The organism is Pseudomonas sp. LBUM1668 (genome assembly GCF_059695715.1).
Genome location: NZ_CP166787.1, coordinates 240,163 through 257,955, shown reverse-complemented (window position 1 = coordinate 257,955; position 17,793 = coordinate 240,163). Strand labels below are relative to the sequence as shown.

The following is a 17,793-nucleotide window of genomic DNA, read 5'->3' as shown; positions in this document are numbered from 1 at the left end:
TAGACGATGCACTCATGAAACGTGCACCTCGAGGGGTTGAAACGTGGCTGAAATGATCGGACTCAGCAAAGGCAAGCCTCCTGTTGTGAGCGGGCAGCGAACCACCGGTTTAACTTGAATGAACGTTCAAGTTAAACATGAATGGGGTGGTAAGGACTAATCGCAGGGCTAGGCGGTAGCTTTCCTACAGTAGCCCAAGGAGGGGTATGACGTAGGTTTGGGGCAATTCGTTCACTGGAGAATTGGCTGATTGCCATTATCTCTTCCGAACTCAAAATCGACCCTGTAGGAGCTGCCGCAGGCTGCGATCTTTTGATCTTCAAAAGCAACTTCAAAAGATCGCAGCCTGCGGCAACTCCTACACGGGAGTGTTAGCCGCCCTACTTCTGCGTCCCGTCATCATGCTGCAAATTGGCCTGAGTCAAATTGCACCCGGCCGGCACACTGCGCGTCAGCCAGACGTTGCCGCCAATGGTCGAGCCCTTGCCAATGGTGATCCGTCCAAGAATCGTCGCCCCGGCATAAATCACCACGTCATCTTCAACAATCGGATGACGCGGATGGCCCTTCTGCAACTGCCCGTCTTCATCTGCCGGGAAGCGCTTGGCGCCCAGAGTCACCGCCTGATAAATCCGCACCCGCTCACCAATGATCGCGGTCTCGCCGATCACCACGCCCGTGCCGTGGTCGATGAAGAAACTGCGGCCGATCTGCGCGCCCGGGTGGATATCGATGCCCGTCGCCGAGTGAGCGATTTCCGCGCTGATCCGCGCCAGCAACGGCAACCCGGCGCGATACAAATGGTGCGCCAGACGATGGTGAATGACCGCCAGAATCCCCGGGTAGCACAGCAGCACTTCATCCACACTGCGCGCTGCCGGATCACCGTGATAGGCCGCCAGCACGTCGGTGTCGAGCAGCGTGCGCAACCCCGGCAAGGCAAGGGCGAAATCCTGAACGATCTGGATCGCCCGGGCCTCGACTTCGGTGTCGACCTGCGCGCTGTGCCGGGCGACATAACGCAGTTCAAGTCGCGTCTGCGCCAGCAAGGCATTCAACGCGACGTCGAGGGTGTGCCCCACATAAAAATCTTCACTTTCTTCGCGCAGATCGACCGGCCCCAGGCGCATCGGGAACAACGCGCCACACAACGCCTCGAGAATCTCCGCCATCGCAGCACGTGAGGGCAGCTCCCTGCCACCCTGCTCGCCGGAGGCCCGGCCATTTTGTGCGCGCCACTGATCCCGCGCGGTGCGCAGTTGGCTGACGATGGACTGCAATTGCCAATGGCTGGAACGCTCGCTCACGGTAAAGACTCCTCACGGGCGGCCGGACTGTCTGGCCGCGTCAACGGCGCCTACTTTACGGCATGCCTGCGAGAGCGAATTAAGAACCGATAGTGCTGGGCTCAGTTCATTTGGCTATAAGCGATTCACGGTTGCCCCTGCAAAATCGACTGCCTATAGTCCTTTCATCTTTCTCCGCCAGTACGGACTCATGATTAAACAACAGCTGGACCGTTTTAACCGTCTCGACCTGCTCGGCCAACCCACCCCACTGGAAAAACTTGAGCGCCTCTCTGCCTGGCTCGGCCGCGAGGTCTACGTCAAACGCGATGATCTGACGCCGCTGGCCATGGGTGGCAACAAATTACGCAAACTCGAATACCTCGCCGCCGATGCGCTCGCCCAGGGCGCCGACACGCTGATCACCGCCGGCGCGCTGCAATCGAACCATGTTCGCCAGACCGCAGCATTGGCCGCCAAACTGGGCCTGAGTTGTGTCGCGCTGCTGGAAAACCCGTTAGGCACGGACGACAGCAATTACACCGGCAACGGCAATCGGCTGCTGCTGGACCTGTTCGATACCAAAGTCGAGCTGGTCGAAAACCTCGACAACGCCGACGAACAACTGGCCGCACTCGCCGCGCGCCTGCGCAGCAACGGCAAGAAACCGTATCTGGTGCCGATTGGCGGCTCCAACGCCCTCGGTGCGTTGGGTTACGTGCGCGCAGGCCTGGAACTGGCCGAGCAGATCAAGGACACCGGTCTCGACTTCGCCGCCGTGGTGTTGGCTTCAGGCAGTGCCGGGACGCACAGCGGTCTGGCGCTGGCCCTGAGCGAAGTGTTGCCAGAGCTGCCGGTGATCGGCGTGACCGTTTCGCGTAGCGAGGAAGACCAGCGCCCGAAGGTGCAGGGTCTGGCCGAACGCACCGCGGAGCTGCTCGGCGTGGAACTGCCGGCAAGCTTCAAGGTCGAGTTGTGGGACGAATACTTTGGCCCGCGCTATGGCGAACCGAATGCCGGGACACTGGCGGCGGTGAAGCTATTGGCGAGTCAGGAAGGTCTGTTGCTGGACCCGGTTTACACCGGCAAGGCCATGGCGGGCTTGCTCGACGGGATTGGCCGTTCGCGCTTCGATCAAGGTCCGATTATTTTCCTGCACACTGGTGGGGCTCCGGCGTTGTTTGCATATAAGGATTTTCTGTAGCCGAAAAAATCAAAAGATCGCAGCCTTCGGCAGCTCCTGCATTGGAATGCGTTCACCTGCAGGAGCTACCGAAGGCTGCGATCTTTTCGAACTCGCCACATATTCCTCAAGAGAATATCAAATTAAGTATTTAGTATTTTCAAGTCTAACGCAGTCATCATATAGTCTCGCCGCAGGCGAATTTCGCGAGAGACGCATAAGCTGCTTTAAGGCAGGATAGCGCTGTCGTTCAAATCACCCATTTGCCTACATTCCTTAAGCGTCTTCCATAAGAAAACACAGGGGCTTGTCATGAATTTTTCCGCACTACGTCGCAATCTGCTGGTTGGTTCGCTGGGCCTGGCACTGAGCGCCGGTCTGATCGGCCAGGCAGTGGCCGGTGAGCAGTTGCAACAGATCAACGACAAAGGCGTTATCAACGTCGGCCTGGAAGGCACTTATCCACCGTTCAGCTTCGTTGATGCCGACGGCAAACTGTCTGGTTTTGAAGTCGAGCTCTCCGAAGCGCTGGCGCAAAAACTCGGTGTCAAAGCCAAGATCCAGCCAACCAAATGGGATGGCATTCTCGCCGCGCTGGAATCCAAGCGTCTGGACGTCGTGGTCAACCAGGTGACTATCTCCGACGAGCGCAAGAAGAAGTACGACTTCTCCGAACCGTACACCGTCTCCGGTATCCAGGCATTGGTGCTGAAGAATAAGGAAGCGGCACTGAACATCAAGACCGCTGCTGACCTGTCCGGCAAGAAAGTCGGTGTAGGTCTGGGCACCAACTACGAGCAGTGGGTCCGCGCCAACGTACCGGGTGCTGACGTGCGTACCTATGATGATGATCCGACCAAGTTCGCCGATCTGAATAACGGCCGTACCGATGCCATCTTGATCGACCGACTGGCCGCTCTCGAATACGCCAAGAAAGCCCCGAAAACCGTCGCTGCCGGTGAAGCCTTCTCCCGTCAGGAATCGGGTATAGCCCTGCGCAAAGGCGAGCCTGAATTGCTGGCAGCCCTGAACAAGGCCCTCGACGAACTGCGTGCCGACGGCACCCTTGAGAAGCTGTCCACGAAATACTTCAACGCTGACGTCACTAAATAATGGAAGAGGCTTTCCAACTCGCACTTGATTCCGCGCCCTTTCTGCTCAAGGGCGCGTATTACACGGTTGTCCTCAGCCTTGGCGGGATGTTCTTCGGCCTGCTGCTGGGCTTTGGCCTGGCGTTGATGCGCCTGTCGCGCTTCAAGTCGGTCAGCTGGCTGGCCCGCATCTACGTGTCGTTCTTTCGCGGCACGCCGTTGCTGGTGCAACTGTTCGTGATCTATTACGGCTTGCCGCAATTGGGCATGGAGCTCGATCCGCTGCCAGCAGCGCTGATCGGCTTTTCGCTGAACATGGCCGCCTACGCCTGTGAAATCCTGCGCGCCGCGATCGGTTCGATCGAACGCGGTCAGTGGGAAGCTGCTGCCAGTATCGGAATGACCCGCGCGCAGACCCTGCGCCGGGCCATCCTGCCGCAAGCCATGCGCACGGCTTTGCCGCCGCTGGGCAACAGCTTCATTTCGCTGGTCAAGGACACCGCGCTGGCCGCCACTATTCAGGTACCGGAATTGTTCCGTCAGGCGCAGCTGATTACCGCCCGGACTTTCGAAGTCTTCACCATGTATCTTGCCGCCGCGCTGATCTACTGGATTCTGGCCACGGTGCTTTCGCACTTCCAGAACAAGTTGGAAGAGCGGGTCAATCGGCACGACCAGGAGTCCTGATCCCATGATTGTCGTGGAAAAACTGACCAAGCAATTCAAGAATCAAGTCGTACTCAACGGCATTGATCTTGAGGTCAAGGAAGGCGAGGTCGTCGCGATCATCGGCCCTAGCGGCTCGGGCAAGACGACGTTCCTGCGTTGCCTGAATTTCCTTGAAGAGCCCACCAGCGGCCGGATCAAGGTCGGCGATATCGAAATCGATACCAGCCGCCCGCTGAACCAGCAGCAAGGTCTGGTGCGCAATCTGCGCCAGCACGTAGGCTTCGTGTTCCAGAACTTCAACCTGTTCCCCCATCGCACCGCTCTGGAAAACGTCATCGAAGGGCCGATCGTGGTCAAGAAGATGCCGCGCGAGCAAGCGGTTGCCCTGGGCAAGAAGCTGCTGACCAAGGTTGGCCTCGCCGGCAAGGAAGACGCCTATCCGCGTCGACTGTCCGGGGGTCAGCAACAGCGCGTGGCGATTGCCCGGGCGCTGGCGATGGAGCCGGAAGTGATCCTGTTCGACGAGCCGACTTCGGCCCTCGACCCGGAACTGGTCGGCGAAGTGCTGGCGACCATCCGCGGTCTCGCCGAAGAGAAACGCACCATGGTGATCGTCACCCACGAAATGGGCTTCGCCCGCGACGTGGCCAACCGTGTGGTGTTTTTCGACAAGGGCGTGATCGTTGAACAAGGTGAAGCCAAAGCGTTGTTTGCCAACCCGAAAGAAGAACGCACTCAACAGTTTCTCAGCAAGTTCCTGAATCACGCCTGAGAACTTTCAGCGCACCCTCTCAAACTTCCATGGATGGAAGTTATCTCCACCCCGCTCCATCCCCCTCCTCAATATATACAAACCCAACATGCTCGGCGCACTACATATATATATATGTTCTGCAACAGATAAAACCCGTCTGAAATCTACCGAATGCCAATAGCCCACTTTCAAATAACACCCCATAAAAATCGCTAAAAAAGCCTGGGAAACGTAGCCCTATTCGCATCTCAACCGAGGCATTCGGCGCCGGCACTGTAGGAAATTTCTGATTAAATCGTAATTCACAGATTAACTAACACCGACTATTGACACCCCATCCAACACACTCTTATCTAGTCGCCAACCGGCACTACTTAGTTTAATCAACTCACTCTCAAGTTGAACGAAATGTTCATTGCTTTATTGCCAGTTGATTCATGCCATTTGTACTTCCAGAAACGGACTTCGCTGCAAGGCTTCAAGGAGAGAAATTCGATGACCCGCACTTCGCATACCCCCGAACTGGCAGCGCCGACTTTGGCACCAGCGCAAAAAACCGGCATCAATCTGGCCGCCGCCGCCCATCTGCTGGTCGCCGTTGCGCCCTATCCCGACATGGACTGCGGCGACCTGATCGAACTGTTCTGGAACAAGTGCTACGTCGCATCAAAGGTGCTGACCGCCGAGGACGTTGGCGAGTCGATCAGTCTGCGCGTGCCTGAGAGTTTCATTGCCAACGGCACCGCGCGTATCCACTACCGGGTGATGCAAGTCGGTCAGGGCGCGGCACTGTCGGCGGCGACGCGTGTGCAGGTCAAACTCGATTGTCCTGGCGGCCAGCCAGCGCCCCTGTGCGGTGATGAAAACCAGCAACTGGCGCCGGTGACAATTCCCGACACCATTCGCCGCCAGGGGGTGAATCCGAATCAGATCAAACGCGGCGTGCCCCTGACCATCGAGCCGTACTTGAACATGGCCGAAGACGACGCCATCACCTTGCGTTGGGGCGACGTCCGTATGGATCTGGCGCCGATCACGGCGGCCGATATCGGGTTGCCGATTCAAGTCTGGATACCGCCGGCGGTCATCGTCGAAGCCGGTGAGGATCTGCGTCTGGACGTGACCTACTGCATCCTCGACCGGGTCGGCAACAACTCGCGCTGGGCACCGCCAAGGACATTGAAGATCGGGTGTGTGAATCCTTATCTGAAGGTCCCGCTCAAGCCCGAGTTCAAGGCTGCAGAGCCACGCAAGCAATAGCACCAAACTCAATGCTGAGGGCCTTTGTGGCGAGGGGATTTATCCCCGATGGACTGCGCAGCAGGCCCAATTATTTTTGGATCAAGAGAGGGGCCGCTGCGCGCCCCATCGGGGATAAATCCCCTCACCACAAAGGCCCTCTGACCACCACAAGGCTTCTGCTCAAAAACTCTTGACCAACCCGACCATCACCCCTTCTATGCATATTCCTAAAAGTTAGTTTATTTAATTTTTATACACGCTTAGGGTATATGAACCGGACCACCGGACATTCTTTCTTTCGTCGCACTGTGCGGCGTTTTCATGAGATGTGAGGTAGGTAGTATGGTCCGGAACACAATCACCCCAGTGCAGATCGCCAGGGCATTGCGTGCAGCCAAGGAGCGGCACTGATGTCCAGTCTGGCAGATGCAATCGTCCAGTCTGATCTGGATATCGCCCCGTTGTTGTTGCCCGCGCAAGTCTTGCGTGATGACGCCCAAGCCATCGAGGCCGCCCATGAGCTGGCGCAAGTCGCCCGCGTGCAGGCCGCCAAACGCGACCGCCAACGCAAGTTGCCGTGGTCGGAAATCGAACAGTTCACCCGCAGCGGTCTGGGCAGCATTGCCATCCCGCGCGAATACGGTGGGCCACAGGTTTCGTTCGTAACGTTGGCCGAGGTGTTCGCGATCATTTCCGCCGCCGATCCGGCGCTGGGACAGATCCCGCAGAACCAGTTCGGCATCATCAATCTGGTGCTCGGCTGCGCCACCGAAGCGCAGAAAAAGCAGCTGTTCCAAAGTGTCCTGGAAGGCTGGCGCATCGGTAATGCCGGCCCTGAACGCGGCACCAGAAACACCCTTGAACTGAAGGCCCGGATCACCGCTGACGGTGATGATTACGTGATCAACGGCCAGAAGTTTTATTCCACTGGCGCGCTGTTTGCGCACTGGGTCGCGGTGAAAGCGCTCAACGATGACGGCAAGCAAGTGCTGGCCTTCGTCCGTCGCGGCACGCCGGGATTGCGCATCGTCGATGACTGGTCGGGTTTCGGTCAGCGCACCACAGCCAGCGGCACGATCCTGCTGAACAACGTTCGCGTCGAAGCGGGCCTTGTCGTCGACAACTGGAAGATCAACGAAACCGCGAACATTCAAGGTGCGGTCTCGCAGCTGATTCAAGCCGCGATCGACGCCGGCATCGCCCGCGGCGCCATCGATGACGCCATCGAATTCGTCAAAACCCGCGCGCGACCATGGATCGACGCCAAGGTCGAGCGCGCCAGCGATGACCTCTATGTGATCGCCGACATCGGCAAGCTGAAAATCGAACTGCACGCCGCCGAAGCGCTGCTGCGCAAGGCCGGGCAAGTGCTCGATCAGGTACAGGCCGCGCCAGTCACCGCCGAGTCCGCCGCCCGCGCCTCGATAGCTGTGGCTGAAGCCAAAGTGCTGACCACCGAGATCTCGCTGCTGGCCAGCGAAAAGCTTTTCGAACTGGCCGGCAGCCGAGCGACCCTCGCCGAATTCAACCTCGACCGCCACTGGCGCAACGCCCGCGTGCACACGCTGCACGACCCGGTGCGCTGGAAATATCACGCGGTCGGCGCCTATCGCCTGAACGGCACTTTGCCGGCTCGCCATTCCTGGATTTGACCAGAACACTTTTGACCAGATCTCTGGAGAAACACATGACTTTTTCCCATCCCGTCGCGGTCATCACCAGCGATGAGCAAGCTCTGATCGTCGCCAGCGACCTGGCAGAAGATTTCAAACGCGACAGCGCCCTGCGCGACCGCGAACGTCGCCTGCCGCTGCCGGAACTCGACGTGTTTTCCCGCTCCGGCCTGTGGGGCATCACCGTCCCCAAGGAATACGGCGGCGCCGCTGTGTCCAACGTGACCCTGGCAAAAGTCATCGCCCTGATCGCTCAGGCTGACGGCTCGCTCGGGCAGATTCCGCAGAACCATTTCTATGCGCTCGAAGTGCTGCGGGTGAACGGCAGTCACGCGCAGAAACAACGCCTGTACGCGGAAGTCTTGGCCGGTCAGCGCTTCGGTAACGCTTTGGCGGAGCTGGGCACCAAAACCGCCCACGACCGCGTTACCAGCCTCAAGCGTGATGGTGACGGCTACCGTATCAACGGCCGCAAGTTCTATGCGACCGGGGCGATTTACGCGCAGCGCATTCCAACCTCGGTGGTCGATGAAAACGGCGTGCAGCAACTGGCCTTCGTCCCACGAGAGAGCAAAGGCCTGAGCGTGATCGACGACTGGAGCGGCTTCGGCCAGCGCACCACTGGCAGCGGTTCGGTGGTGTTCGAAGACGTGTACGTCGCAGCGCAAGACGTGCTGCCGTTTCAAAGCGCCTTCGAACGTCCGACCACCGTCGGCCCGCTCGCGCAGATCCTTCACGCCGCCATCGACACCGGTATCGCCCGCGCCGCTTATGAAGACGCGCTGCACTTTGTGCGCAGCAAAACCCGGCCATGGATCGACTCGGGCAATGACAAGGCCACCGAAGATCCGCTGACCCTGAAAAGCTTCGGCCACCTGAGTATTCGCCTGCACGCCACCGAGGCTTTGCTTGAGCGCGCAGGCGAATTCCTCGATGCCGCGCAAGCCGAGACCAACGCAGACACCGTCGCCGCGGCATCGATTGCCGTCGCCGAAGCACGCGCCATCAGCACCGAAATCTCTCTGGCTGCCGGCAGTACGTTGTTCGAACTGGCCGGCAGCCAGGCCACGCTGATCGAACACGGCCTCGACCGCCACTGGCGCAACGCCCGGGTGCACACCCTGCACGATCCGGTGCGCTGGAAGTATCACGCGGTTGGCAATTATTACCTCAACGATGAAAACCCGCCGCTGCGGGGGACTATCTGATGAGCAAGAAAAAGATCCTGCTCAATGCGTTCAACATGAACTGCATCGGCCACATCAATCACGGTTTGTGGACGCATCCGCGCGACACCTCGACCCAATTCAACAGCATCGAATACTGGACCGAACTGGCGCAGTTGCTGGAGCGCGGACTGTTTGACGGGCTGTTCATCGCAGACATTGTCGGCGTGTACGACGTCTATCAGAACTCGGTGGATGTCACGCTGAAAGAGTCGATCCAGTTGCCGGTCAACGATCCGTTGCTACTGGTTTCGGCGATGGCAGCCGTGACCAAAAACCTTGGTTTCGGCCTGACTGCCAACCTCACCTACGAGCCGCCGTATCTGTTCGCACGGCGCATGTCGACGCTCGATCATCTGAGCCGTGGTCGCGTGGGCTGGAACATCGTCACCGGTTACCTCGACAGCGCCGCCAAAGCCATGGGCCTGCGCGAGCAAGTCGAACACGACCGTCGCTACGACCAGGCCGACGAATACCTTGAGGTGCTCTACAAACTCTGGGAAGGCAGCTGGGAAACCGGCGCGGTGCTCAACGACCGCGAACAGCGCATCTATGCCCAACCGGAAAAAGTGCACAAGGTCGAGCACAAGGGCGAGTTCTATCAGGTCGAGGGTTATCACCTCTGCGAGCCGTCGCCACAGCGCACGCCGGTGCTGTTTCAGGCCGGCAGTTCAGATCGCGGTTTGCTGTTTGCCGGGCGTCACGCCGAGTGCGTGTTTATCAGCGGGCAGAACAAACCCTCGACCAAGGTTCAGGTCGACAAGGTCCGCGCCAGCGCTATAGAGGCCGGGCGCAATCCCGAGGACATCAAGGTGTTCATGGGCCTCAACGTGATCGTCGGCGCCACTGAAAAAGCCGCTTGGGCCAAGCACGCCGAATACCTCAGCTACGCCAGCGCCGAGGCCGGCGTGGCGCATTTCTCCGCGTCCACCGGCATCGATTTTTCCCAGTACGAGATCGACGAACCGATCCAGTACGTGAAGAGCAACGCCATTCAGTCCGCCACCAAAAACCTGCAAAACAACGACTGGACCCGACGCAAGTTGCTCGACCAGCACGCCCTCGGTGGTCGCTACATCACCGTGGTCGGTTCGGCCGAGCAAGTGGCGGATGAGCTGGAATCGTGGATCGCCGAAACCGGTCTGGACGGCTTCAACCTGACCCGCATCGTCACGCCTGAAAGCTACGTGGATTTCATTGATTTGGTGATCCCTGAGTTGCAGCGGCGTGGGTCGTACAAGACCGCTTATGACAGCGGCAGCTTGCGCGAGAAGCTGTTTCACCGGGAGGCGCACTTGCCCGAGCAACACACGGGTTCCGCGTTTCGCCGCTAAAAGCATCGCTGGCAAGCCAGCTCCCACAAGGGTCTGTGGCGTTCACAAAACCTGTGGGAGCTGGCTTGCCAGCGATGAGGCCGCAACAGACACCACAAATTTATGCACTGACTGGAAAACTCATCATGACCAAGAACCCCCTGTCCCACCCAGTCAAAGCACTGGCCCTGGCCCTCGGCCTGTTCAGTTCGGCAATCTTCGCCGCCGATGCGCCGCTGAAAATCGGCACCACCGCCGCATTCGCCATTCCACTGGAAGCCGCCGTCGAAGAAGCCAACAAACAAGGCCTGAAAGTCGAACTGGTTGAGTTCACCGACTGGATCGCGCCCAACGTCAGCCTCGCCGCCGGCGACATCGACGTGAACTACTTCCAGCACATCCCGTTCCTCGAAAACGCCAAAGCCGCCGCCGGTTATGACCTGGTGCCGTTCGCCCCGGGGATCATCAACAACGTCGGTCTCTACTCTAAGAAATACAAAAGCTTCGACGAATTGCCAGAAGGCGCCAGCGTCGCCATTGCCAACGATCCGATCAACAGCGGCCGCGGTTTGCAGCTACTGGCCAAGGCGGGACTGATCACGTTGAAACCGGGCGTCGGCTATAAGGCCACCGAGGACGACATCGTCGCCAACCCGAAAAAAATCAAAATCCTCCAGGTTGAAGCCGTGCAACTGGTGCGCGCTTACGACGACGCTGATCTCGTCCAGGGTTACCCGGCCTATATTCGCCTGGCGAAGACCTTCGATGCCGAATCCGCGCTGCTGTTCGATGGCCTCGATCACAAGGAATACGTGATTCAATTCGTAATCCAACCCAAAAGCAAAACCGACCCGCGCCTGAGCAAATTCGTCGATATCTATCAGCATTCGCCAGCCGTTCGCGCGGCACTGGATAAGGCCCACGGCAAGCTGTATCAGGCCGGTTGGGAAAGTTGAGCATGACGGCCGCGATCCAACGGCGACTGGAGATTCCAGAGCCAAAGAATGCTGAACGCACAGAACTGCACCCGGAACTGAACCGCGCCCACGTGCGCTTCATCAACCTTGGTAAAACCTACAACGGTCGACAAGGCCCGGTCGCCGCTCTGCACGGCATCGACCTGGCGATCCAGCGCGGTGAAGTATTCGGCATCATTGGCCGCAGCGGCGCCGGCAAGTCGTCGCTGATCCGTACGATCAATCGTCTGGAACAACCGACTTCGGGGCGGGTGCTGATCGATCAAGTGGATATCGGTGAATTCGATGAAGACCGCTTGGTCGCGCTGCGGCGCAGGATCGGCATGATCTTCCAGCACTTCAATCTGATGTCGGCCAAGACCGTTTGGCAGAACGTCGAGTTGCCGCTGAAAGTCGCCGGGGTGCCGAAAGAGCAACGCGAGAACAAGGTTCGCGAACTGCTGGAACTGGTGGGCCTGCAAGGCAAGCACAAGGCGTATCCGGCGCAGCTTTCCGGCGGGCAGAAACAGCGTGTCGGCATCGCCCGCGCGCTGGTGCATGACCCGGATATTCTGCTGTGTGACGAAGCGACTTCGGCGCTCGATCCGGAGACCACGCAATCGATCCTCGGCTTGCTGCGCGAGATCAACCGGCGCCTGGGCCTGACTATCGTATTGATCACCCACGAAATGGCAGTGATTCGCGAAATCTGCGACCGCGTGGTGGTGCTGGAACACGGCCAGGTCGTCGAGCAAGGCCCGGTCTGGGAAGTGTTCGGCAACCCGCAGCACGAGGTCAGCCAGACGCTGCTCGCGCCGCTGCAGCATGCCTTACCGGAAGAGTTGCAGAGTCGCTTGCAGACCCAGTCACCCTCCTCCGAGGCCGCAGTGGTGTTGCGTTTGCAGTTCACCGGCAGCGCCAGCGATGAGCCAGACCTGGCAGCTTTGTTCACAGCTCTCGGGGGTCGAGTGAAGTTGCTTCAGGGCGGCGTCGAACGGATTCAGGGCCACGCGCTGGGGCAGTTGCTGTTGGCGGTGAGTGGTTCTTCGCTGGACGCCGAAACATTGCGTCAACGCGCCGGGCAATGGGCACAACGGGTGGAGGTTCTGGGTTATGTGGTTTGATCGCTTGCTGCAGGGCTTTATCGATACGTTTCTGATGGTCGGCGTGTCGTCGTTGATCGCGCTGCTGGTGGGCATTCCCATGGCGGTGATTCTGGTCACCAGCGACAAGGGCGGGATCTACGCAGCACCGGTGCTGAACCGCGCCTTGGGCGCATTCGTGAACCTGTTTCGCTCGATCCCGTTTCTGATTCTGATGGTCGCGCTGATCCCGTTTACGCGGCTGATCGTCGGTACCACCTACGGCGTATGGGCGGCGGTGGTGCCGTTGACGATTGCAGCGACGCCATTCTTTGCGCGAATTGCCGAGGTGAGTTTGCGTGAAGTTGACCACGGCTTGATCGAAGCCGCGCAAGCGATGGGTTGCCGGCGCCGGCACATCGTCTGGCATGTGCTGCTGCCCGAGGCGTTGCCGGGGATAGTCGGTGGTTTCACCATCACGCTGGTGACGATGATCAACTCCTCGGCCATGGCCGGGGCGATTGGTGCCGGTGGCTTGGGCGACATCGCCTATCGCTACGGTTATCAACGCTTTGATAGCCAGATCATGCTGACGGTGATTGTGTTGCTGGTGGCGTTGGTGGCGGTGATTCAACTTGGCGGCGATCGCTTGGCACAGGGGTTGAACAAGCGCTGACGCATGATCAAAAGACCGCAGCCTGCGGCAACGCCTAAGGGGGATTGGCGTATACCGCCGGCTGCGACCTGCTCGTTTGCGTTCGTCCGAATCAATCGTCGATCAGGCTGTCGAGCCACGCATATTCGATTTTGGCGCGGTGCAGCACCTGCATGCTTTTTGCCGCGTAAATGATGCTGTCGGCATTGTTCGCGGCCATTTGCGCACGCATCAACGGATTGGCATTGAACAGTTTTACCGCCGTTTTCAGGTCCAGATCGTCGCCGATGCCCAAGTAATCGCTGATACGGAACAGGAAGCTGTCGTGGTGATCAGAAAAGGCGTTCAAATAATCGACGGTCAATCCACCGCGCATGATTACCTCGGAAACACCGCGCTCTGCAACGTCGTAAATGGTTTGCGGCTCAGCACCCAGCAGGCTGCGCATACTGGCGTCCAGGTAGAAAAAATCTGCCGCGTTCGGGCCAATGGCCTTGAAACGGTCGATTCTGTTGGTATGCAACATTTCATGACCCAAAGACATACTCAAATCCCCCTGCCGCATGTACTTGCGATTGAGGAAGAACCGGCCATGAAAATCTCCCTTGTACATCCAGGCTTCGCTGTTGGTATCGGTATCAACCCCTAGGAATTTTTCTTCTCCCCAATGCCCTTGATACTCTTTGGACAGCGCCAGACCTCGCGCAACTGATCCAGCGACCTGCGAGGCTACAGCGCTATGCTCGCTGCCAAAGAAACTTTCATAAAGGGCCGCGGTTTCTGTGTAATTCAGACCTGCGACGTGAGCGGCATCCGCGAAAATGCTTTCAACCACGCGCAGCTCCGAACGAATCAAGGCTGCCTCCTGCGGCGCAAACTGCTTCAACCCGCGCGCAACCAGCGGGGCGTCGTTTGCGGTCTTGCGTTCAAACGAGTCATTGAGCCCAGTATGGACTCGATGCTTTTTTGCCGAATGATTTCTCACTTCGTGAATGAGCGCATCAATATCGATATCAATGACCGTGCCGCGGTTATCGAGGGGCTGAACACGCTCAAGCTTCCACGTTGCACTTTGCGGATCGAAGAACAGTTCCGGCCCCGATGCATTGAGTTCAGAGGCCAGTGTGGCGCGATACTCACCGGTTTGTGCGCTCTGCCGAACCTGGACGATCTCGCCGGAACCGATATCGGCGTAAATGCGCCCCTTGATGATCCTGAGGCCCCACGCGTTGGCCGCAGGCAGGATCGCAGGCGCTTTCAAGCGATAGCGCTCAAGCGTGGTGACTGCCGGGTGGATAGGCAGCACCCCGGTACGCGGCAACGCCTCAACGGTGACGGTAGCGATTGGCGTGTAACCTGGCCGAACCACCTCTACGCCTACTTGCTCGATGTCCGCACGAAAGCTTTTCACCGCAGGTGGATGGTCGGGCAGTCCACTGCCTGACCTTTTACGTGATGGCAGTACATCCGTCGGGCTACGGCTGGATGGCGAGATAACGGATTGACGAACAATGCCCATTAAAAAATCCTTTTTTTAGTGAATCCCCCCGAAAATAAAACAGGGCAGACAACGCGACAGTGGTCTATCGCGTGGGCGTCAGTACATCCGATGGCAACACCTCGAGTGCGGTACATATGTAACGCACATGAGTCGCAGTTTTGTGCTTCGTTCGTAACCTTTCACGCTATAGTCAGCCCATATCCGTCCAGTCACGAAATGATCATGAAGCAGACCCCTAGCGACCTTGAGCAGATCACCGCCACCACCCTCGGCCACTACAACGCGGTGGCCGAGGACTTTCGTGAAGGCACCCGCGATCACGATGTCAGCCAGAACATCGACGCGCTGTTGCGGCATATTCAGGGCACGGCACCGTTGACGATTCTTGATTTCGGCTGTGGGCCGGGGCGGGATTTGCAGACATTCACGCGCATGGGTCACATCGCCGTCGGCCTCGACGGCTCGGAAAAGTTTGCGCAGATGGCGCGTGAGGTCAGCGGTTGCGAAGTGCTTCAGCAGGATTTCCTGAAACTGGACCTGCCCGCAGAGCGCTTCGACGGAATCTTCGCCAACGCGGTGCTGTTTCATGTGCCGTTGCAGGAGTTGCCGCGGGTTTTACAGCAACTGCACGGCAGCCTGAAAACGGGTGGCGTGCTGTTCAGTTCCAATCCGCGCGGCGATAACCGCGAGGGCTGGAACGGCCCGCGTTATGGCTCGTATCACGATCTGGAAGCATGGCGCGGGTTGCTCACGACCGCCGGATTTGTCGAGCTGGAGCATTACTTCCGCCCGGCGGGGCTGCCGCGAGAGCAGCAGCCGTGGCTGGCGAGTGTCTGGCGCAAGGTCTGAATCAGGGCGCGTTTTTTACCTGGTAATGGCTGACCGTGCCGTCGGGCATCAAGACCGTGAGGGTCTCGCCCGGCAAGGTCTGGCCACGCACTTCCCGCGCGGCTGAATCGAAGTTGGCCAGCAATCGAGTGCCATCCGCAAAGGTTGTTTGCTGCACCCGTCGATCGTCGCTCAACCACTCGAACGCGGTCAGCGCCTGCGTTGCCAGACGCTCATGCAACGGACGGAAAAAACCGTCCTGCCGTGCCATCAGCGGCAATCGCTGCGCCAGCGTCGCCGCACTCAGGTGATACAGCGGCGGCACGTTGTAGAGAAGTTGCGTGAGTTCATTCGCGACCCGCACGTTGCTCAGTTTCAGGCTGTCGTACAACCAGTGATGGGTGGTAATGACCGAGCCGTGGAACACCGCCTGGTACAGCGGCAAACGGCTGGCCGGATCAAAATGAATGCGGCGGTACGGTTCTTTGATCGGCACCGGTTTGAAGAATACCGCCGGCTGTTCGGGCGGATACCACTTGCCGACGAAGTATTCGGATTCGGCATTCTTGCTCATATCGATGTCGCCCCAGCCGATCACGGGCGTCTGCATGCCATGGGCGAACAGCACGCCTTGCGCCGTGATCGCGTTGCCATCCTCAGAACCGGTAGGCAGTTGCAAGACCTGGTTGATCCAGCGTGACGCCTCGACGTTGCCCTCGGCATTCTGCGACTGCGTCATCGTGGAGCCGGAACGATAACTGTCGAACACCATGCCGGTGGCATAGGCGTCGAGAAACCAGCTGTTGAAACCGGCAGCGGCGCTGATGGCGGTGACGCGTTTCTCCAGCAACGGCCGTACGCAACGCGGATCGGTGTAATGGCCTGACTGCTGGAAGCCGGTTTTCAGCGTGCGGTTTTCCAGCACGATGGCGCATTCAGTGTTCGCTTTATCGCCCAGATGTGCGGTGGTCCAGTCGGGGTTTTCGGCACGGCTCAGCGCCGTTTCGTAAGAGTCATATGGCGCGATCAGATAACCGGCCTTCACCGCTGCGCGAACAGCTTCCGGATGCCAGAGTCCGCCCTCCCAACCCTCGCCGAGCCCCAGCCACAAACGCGCCAGCCCGGCGCTGCGCAAACGTTCGAGGGTGTCCAGCGACAAGGTGCTGCCCCAGCGCGTGGAATCGGCGGTCAAGGCGTCCGCGAATTCGCCGGCCAGTTGCCCGCGAAGCACGCCATAACCACTGGCCAGAGCCTGCATATCCGGCTCCGTACGGGCTTGCCAGGTTTTGCGCGCCAAGGTGTTGAGCGCGCGGTTGAAACTGCGCAGCAGCACGGTTTGCTGGTAGCGATTGAGCACGGTTCCGCCAGCGAGCATCTGCAAGGCTTCGTGATCCATCGCGCCGCGCAGCGCACCGGCCAGCGGCGTCTGGCTGCGCAGTTTGCCGAGCAGCGCCGGCCAGTTGCGCACGTCTTTCGCGCCCAGCAGATCATTGCCCCACAGGTAAACGTGACTGGCCCCCAGCAGCTTGCTGGCCTGCGGGGTTTTCTCAAGCTTGCTGCTCAGCGTTTCATAGCGACCGTTATCAATCAGCCATTGCCGGTAGCGTTTGGCCCCCGCCAATGGTTCGGCGTCGCCCAAAAAGAGGCTGAACGTCAGCGGCGTCGACGGTTGCAATGAGGTGAATTGATGCCGCGCGGACAACGCCAACGTCTGGCCTTCAGCACTGAACAGCAACTGATTGTTGTAGGGATTGGTCAGCAACCAGTTGAGGCTGAACCCGTCGTGTTCGACGCCCCATAGCGGCAAGCTGAGATCCTGAGTGGTGTTGAATGCGCCTTGGTCGAGCAGAAAACTTTGCCAGATCTGATCGCCACGCGGCACGTAATGCCCCTCAGCCAGCGGCCAGATCAAGCCTTTGCCCATGGCGCTGCCGGGTTGGCGCAGGAACTCCAATTCCCCCGGCTCACGCGCGGTGATTGTGAACAGGAGGTCGCGCTGATCCAGTTCGACGCTAACAGCCCAGGCGCCATCGTCCCATTGCCAATCGGCGCGTGTGGAGGTCGTCGTGAGGTGGCTGACTATGTGCGCGGCGACGCCGGCCGAAGCCTGTAGCGTTTTTACCTGAGCAGGCGTTACACGAATCGACAGCGTCGCGGGATCGAGTTCGACACGCCACAACGGGTTTTCCAACACGGTGTTGGCCGAAACCCACGGCGACAACAACACAGCCCAACTGAACAGGGCATAGCGTAGAACGCGATAGATGAGCTGCATGGGGATGTCCCTTCTGCGTCAAGAGAAGGGAGGGTAAGGCAACTGGAAGCAGAAGTCGG

15 protein-coding genes are annotated in these 17,793 nt (G+C 59.1%); 12 read left to right on the top strand and 3 right to left on the bottom strand.

All coding sequences use genetic code 11. The features are described from left to right. Positions 1-380: 380 nt before the first annotated feature. Positions 381-1,307 (bottom strand): serine O-acetyltransferase EpsC, encoded by a 927-nt coding sequence (gene epsC / locus ACA061_RS01135; protein ID WP_210554389.1) that lies wholly within the window; start codon positions 1,305-1,307, stop codon positions 381-383. 190 nt (positions 1,308-1,497) lie between these two features. On the opposite strand from epsC, the gene ACA061_RS01130 reads away from it, so the two are divergent. The 11 genes from ACA061_RS01130 to ACA061_RS01080 all read left to right on the top strand — a co-directional run bounded on the left by ACA061_RS01130 (position 1,498) and on the right by ACA061_RS01080 (position 13,151). After that, a complete protein-coding gene (locus tag ACA061_RS01130; protein ID WP_210701255.1) occupies positions 1,498-2,490 on the top strand; it encodes a D-cysteine desulfhydrase in 993 nt (330 codons plus the stop codon). A 291-nt stretch (positions 2,491-2,781) separates the two neighbouring features. Continuing rightward, on the top strand, positions 2,782-3,582 hold the full coding sequence (tcyJ, locus tag ACA061_RS01125; protein ID WP_497300424.1) for a cystine ABC transporter substrate-binding protein: 801 nt from the start codon (positions 2,782-2,784) through the stop codon (positions 3,580-3,582). Then, a complete protein-coding gene (gene tcyL, locus ACA061_RS01120) occupies positions 3,582-4,247 on the top strand; it encodes a cystine ABC transporter permease (protein ID WP_042608566.1) in 666 nt (221 codons plus the stop codon). The genes tcyJ and tcyL overlap by 1 nt, the downstream gene beginning before the upstream one ends. A 4-nt stretch (positions 4,248-4,251) precedes the next feature. After that, entirely contained in the window at positions 4,252-5,001 is a 750-nt protein-coding gene (gene tcyN / locus ACA061_RS01115; protein WP_150618426.1) for an L-cystine ABC transporter ATP-binding protein TcyN, read from the top strand. Positions 5,002-5,478: 477 nt separating this feature from the next. After that, a complete protein-coding gene (locus tag ACA061_RS01110) occupies positions 5,479-6,243 on the top strand; it encodes a hypothetical protein (protein ID WP_150618425.1) in 765 nt (254 codons plus the stop codon). Positions 6,244-6,635: 392 nt separating this feature from the next. Then, on the top strand, positions 6,636-7,877 hold the full coding sequence (locus tag ACA061_RS01105) for an SfnB family sulfur acquisition oxidoreductase (protein ID WP_210554392.1): 1,242 nt from the start codon (positions 6,636-6,638) through the stop codon (positions 7,875-7,877). 35 nt (positions 7,878-7,912) lie between these two features. Continuing rightward, entirely contained in the window at positions 7,913-9,106 is a 1,194-nt protein-coding gene (locus ACA061_RS01100) for an SfnB family sulfur acquisition oxidoreductase (protein WP_210554393.1), read from the top strand. Then, entirely contained in the window at positions 9,106-10,458 is a 1,353-nt protein-coding gene (locus ACA061_RS01095; RefSeq protein ID WP_210554394.1) for an LLM class flavin-dependent oxidoreductase, read from the top strand. Before ACA061_RS01100 ends, ACA061_RS01095 begins: the two co-directional genes overlap by 1 nt. Positions 10,459-10,583: 125 nt before the next feature. Then, positions 10,584-11,393, top strand: a complete 810-nt coding sequence (locus tag ACA061_RS01090; protein ID WP_150618421.1) for a MetQ/NlpA family ABC transporter substrate-binding protein — start codon at positions 10,584-10,586, stop codon at positions 11,391-11,393. A gap of 2 nt (positions 11,394-11,395) precedes the next feature. Next, on the top strand, positions 11,396-12,517 hold the full coding sequence (locus tag ACA061_RS01085; RefSeq protein ID WP_210701262.1) for a methionine ABC transporter ATP-binding protein: 1,122 nt from the start codon (positions 11,396-11,398) through the stop codon (positions 12,515-12,517). Next, positions 12,507-13,151, top strand: a complete 645-nt coding sequence (locus ACA061_RS01080) for a methionine ABC transporter permease (RefSeq protein ID WP_210701263.1) — start codon at positions 12,507-12,509, stop codon at positions 13,149-13,151. The genes ACA061_RS01085 and ACA061_RS01080 overlap by 11 nt, the downstream gene beginning before the upstream one ends. 91 nt (positions 13,152-13,242) lie before the next feature. Here ACA061_RS01080 and ACA061_RS01075 read toward each other — a convergent pair whose 3' ends face one another. After that, positions 13,243-14,649, bottom strand: a complete 1,407-nt coding sequence (locus ACA061_RS01075; RefSeq protein WP_497300423.1) for a hypothetical protein — start codon at positions 14,647-14,649, stop codon at positions 13,243-13,245. 204 nt (positions 14,650-14,853) lie between these two features. Here ACA061_RS01075 and ACA061_RS01070 point away from each other — a divergent pair, with 204 nt between their 5' ends. After that, positions 14,854-15,480: a class I SAM-dependent methyltransferase gene (locus ACA061_RS01070; RefSeq protein ID WP_497300422.1), complete on the top strand. Its 627-nt coding sequence runs from the start codon at positions 14,854-14,856 to the stop codon at positions 15,478-15,480. A 1-nt stretch (position 15,481) separates the two neighbouring features. On the opposite strand, the gene ACA061_RS01065 is transcribed toward ACA061_RS01070, so the two are convergent. Beyond that, entirely contained in the window at positions 15,482-17,734 is a 2,253-nt protein-coding gene (locus ACA061_RS01065) for a glycoside hydrolase (protein ID WP_497300421.1), read from the bottom strand. Positions 17,735-17,793 lie beyond the last annotated feature (59 nt).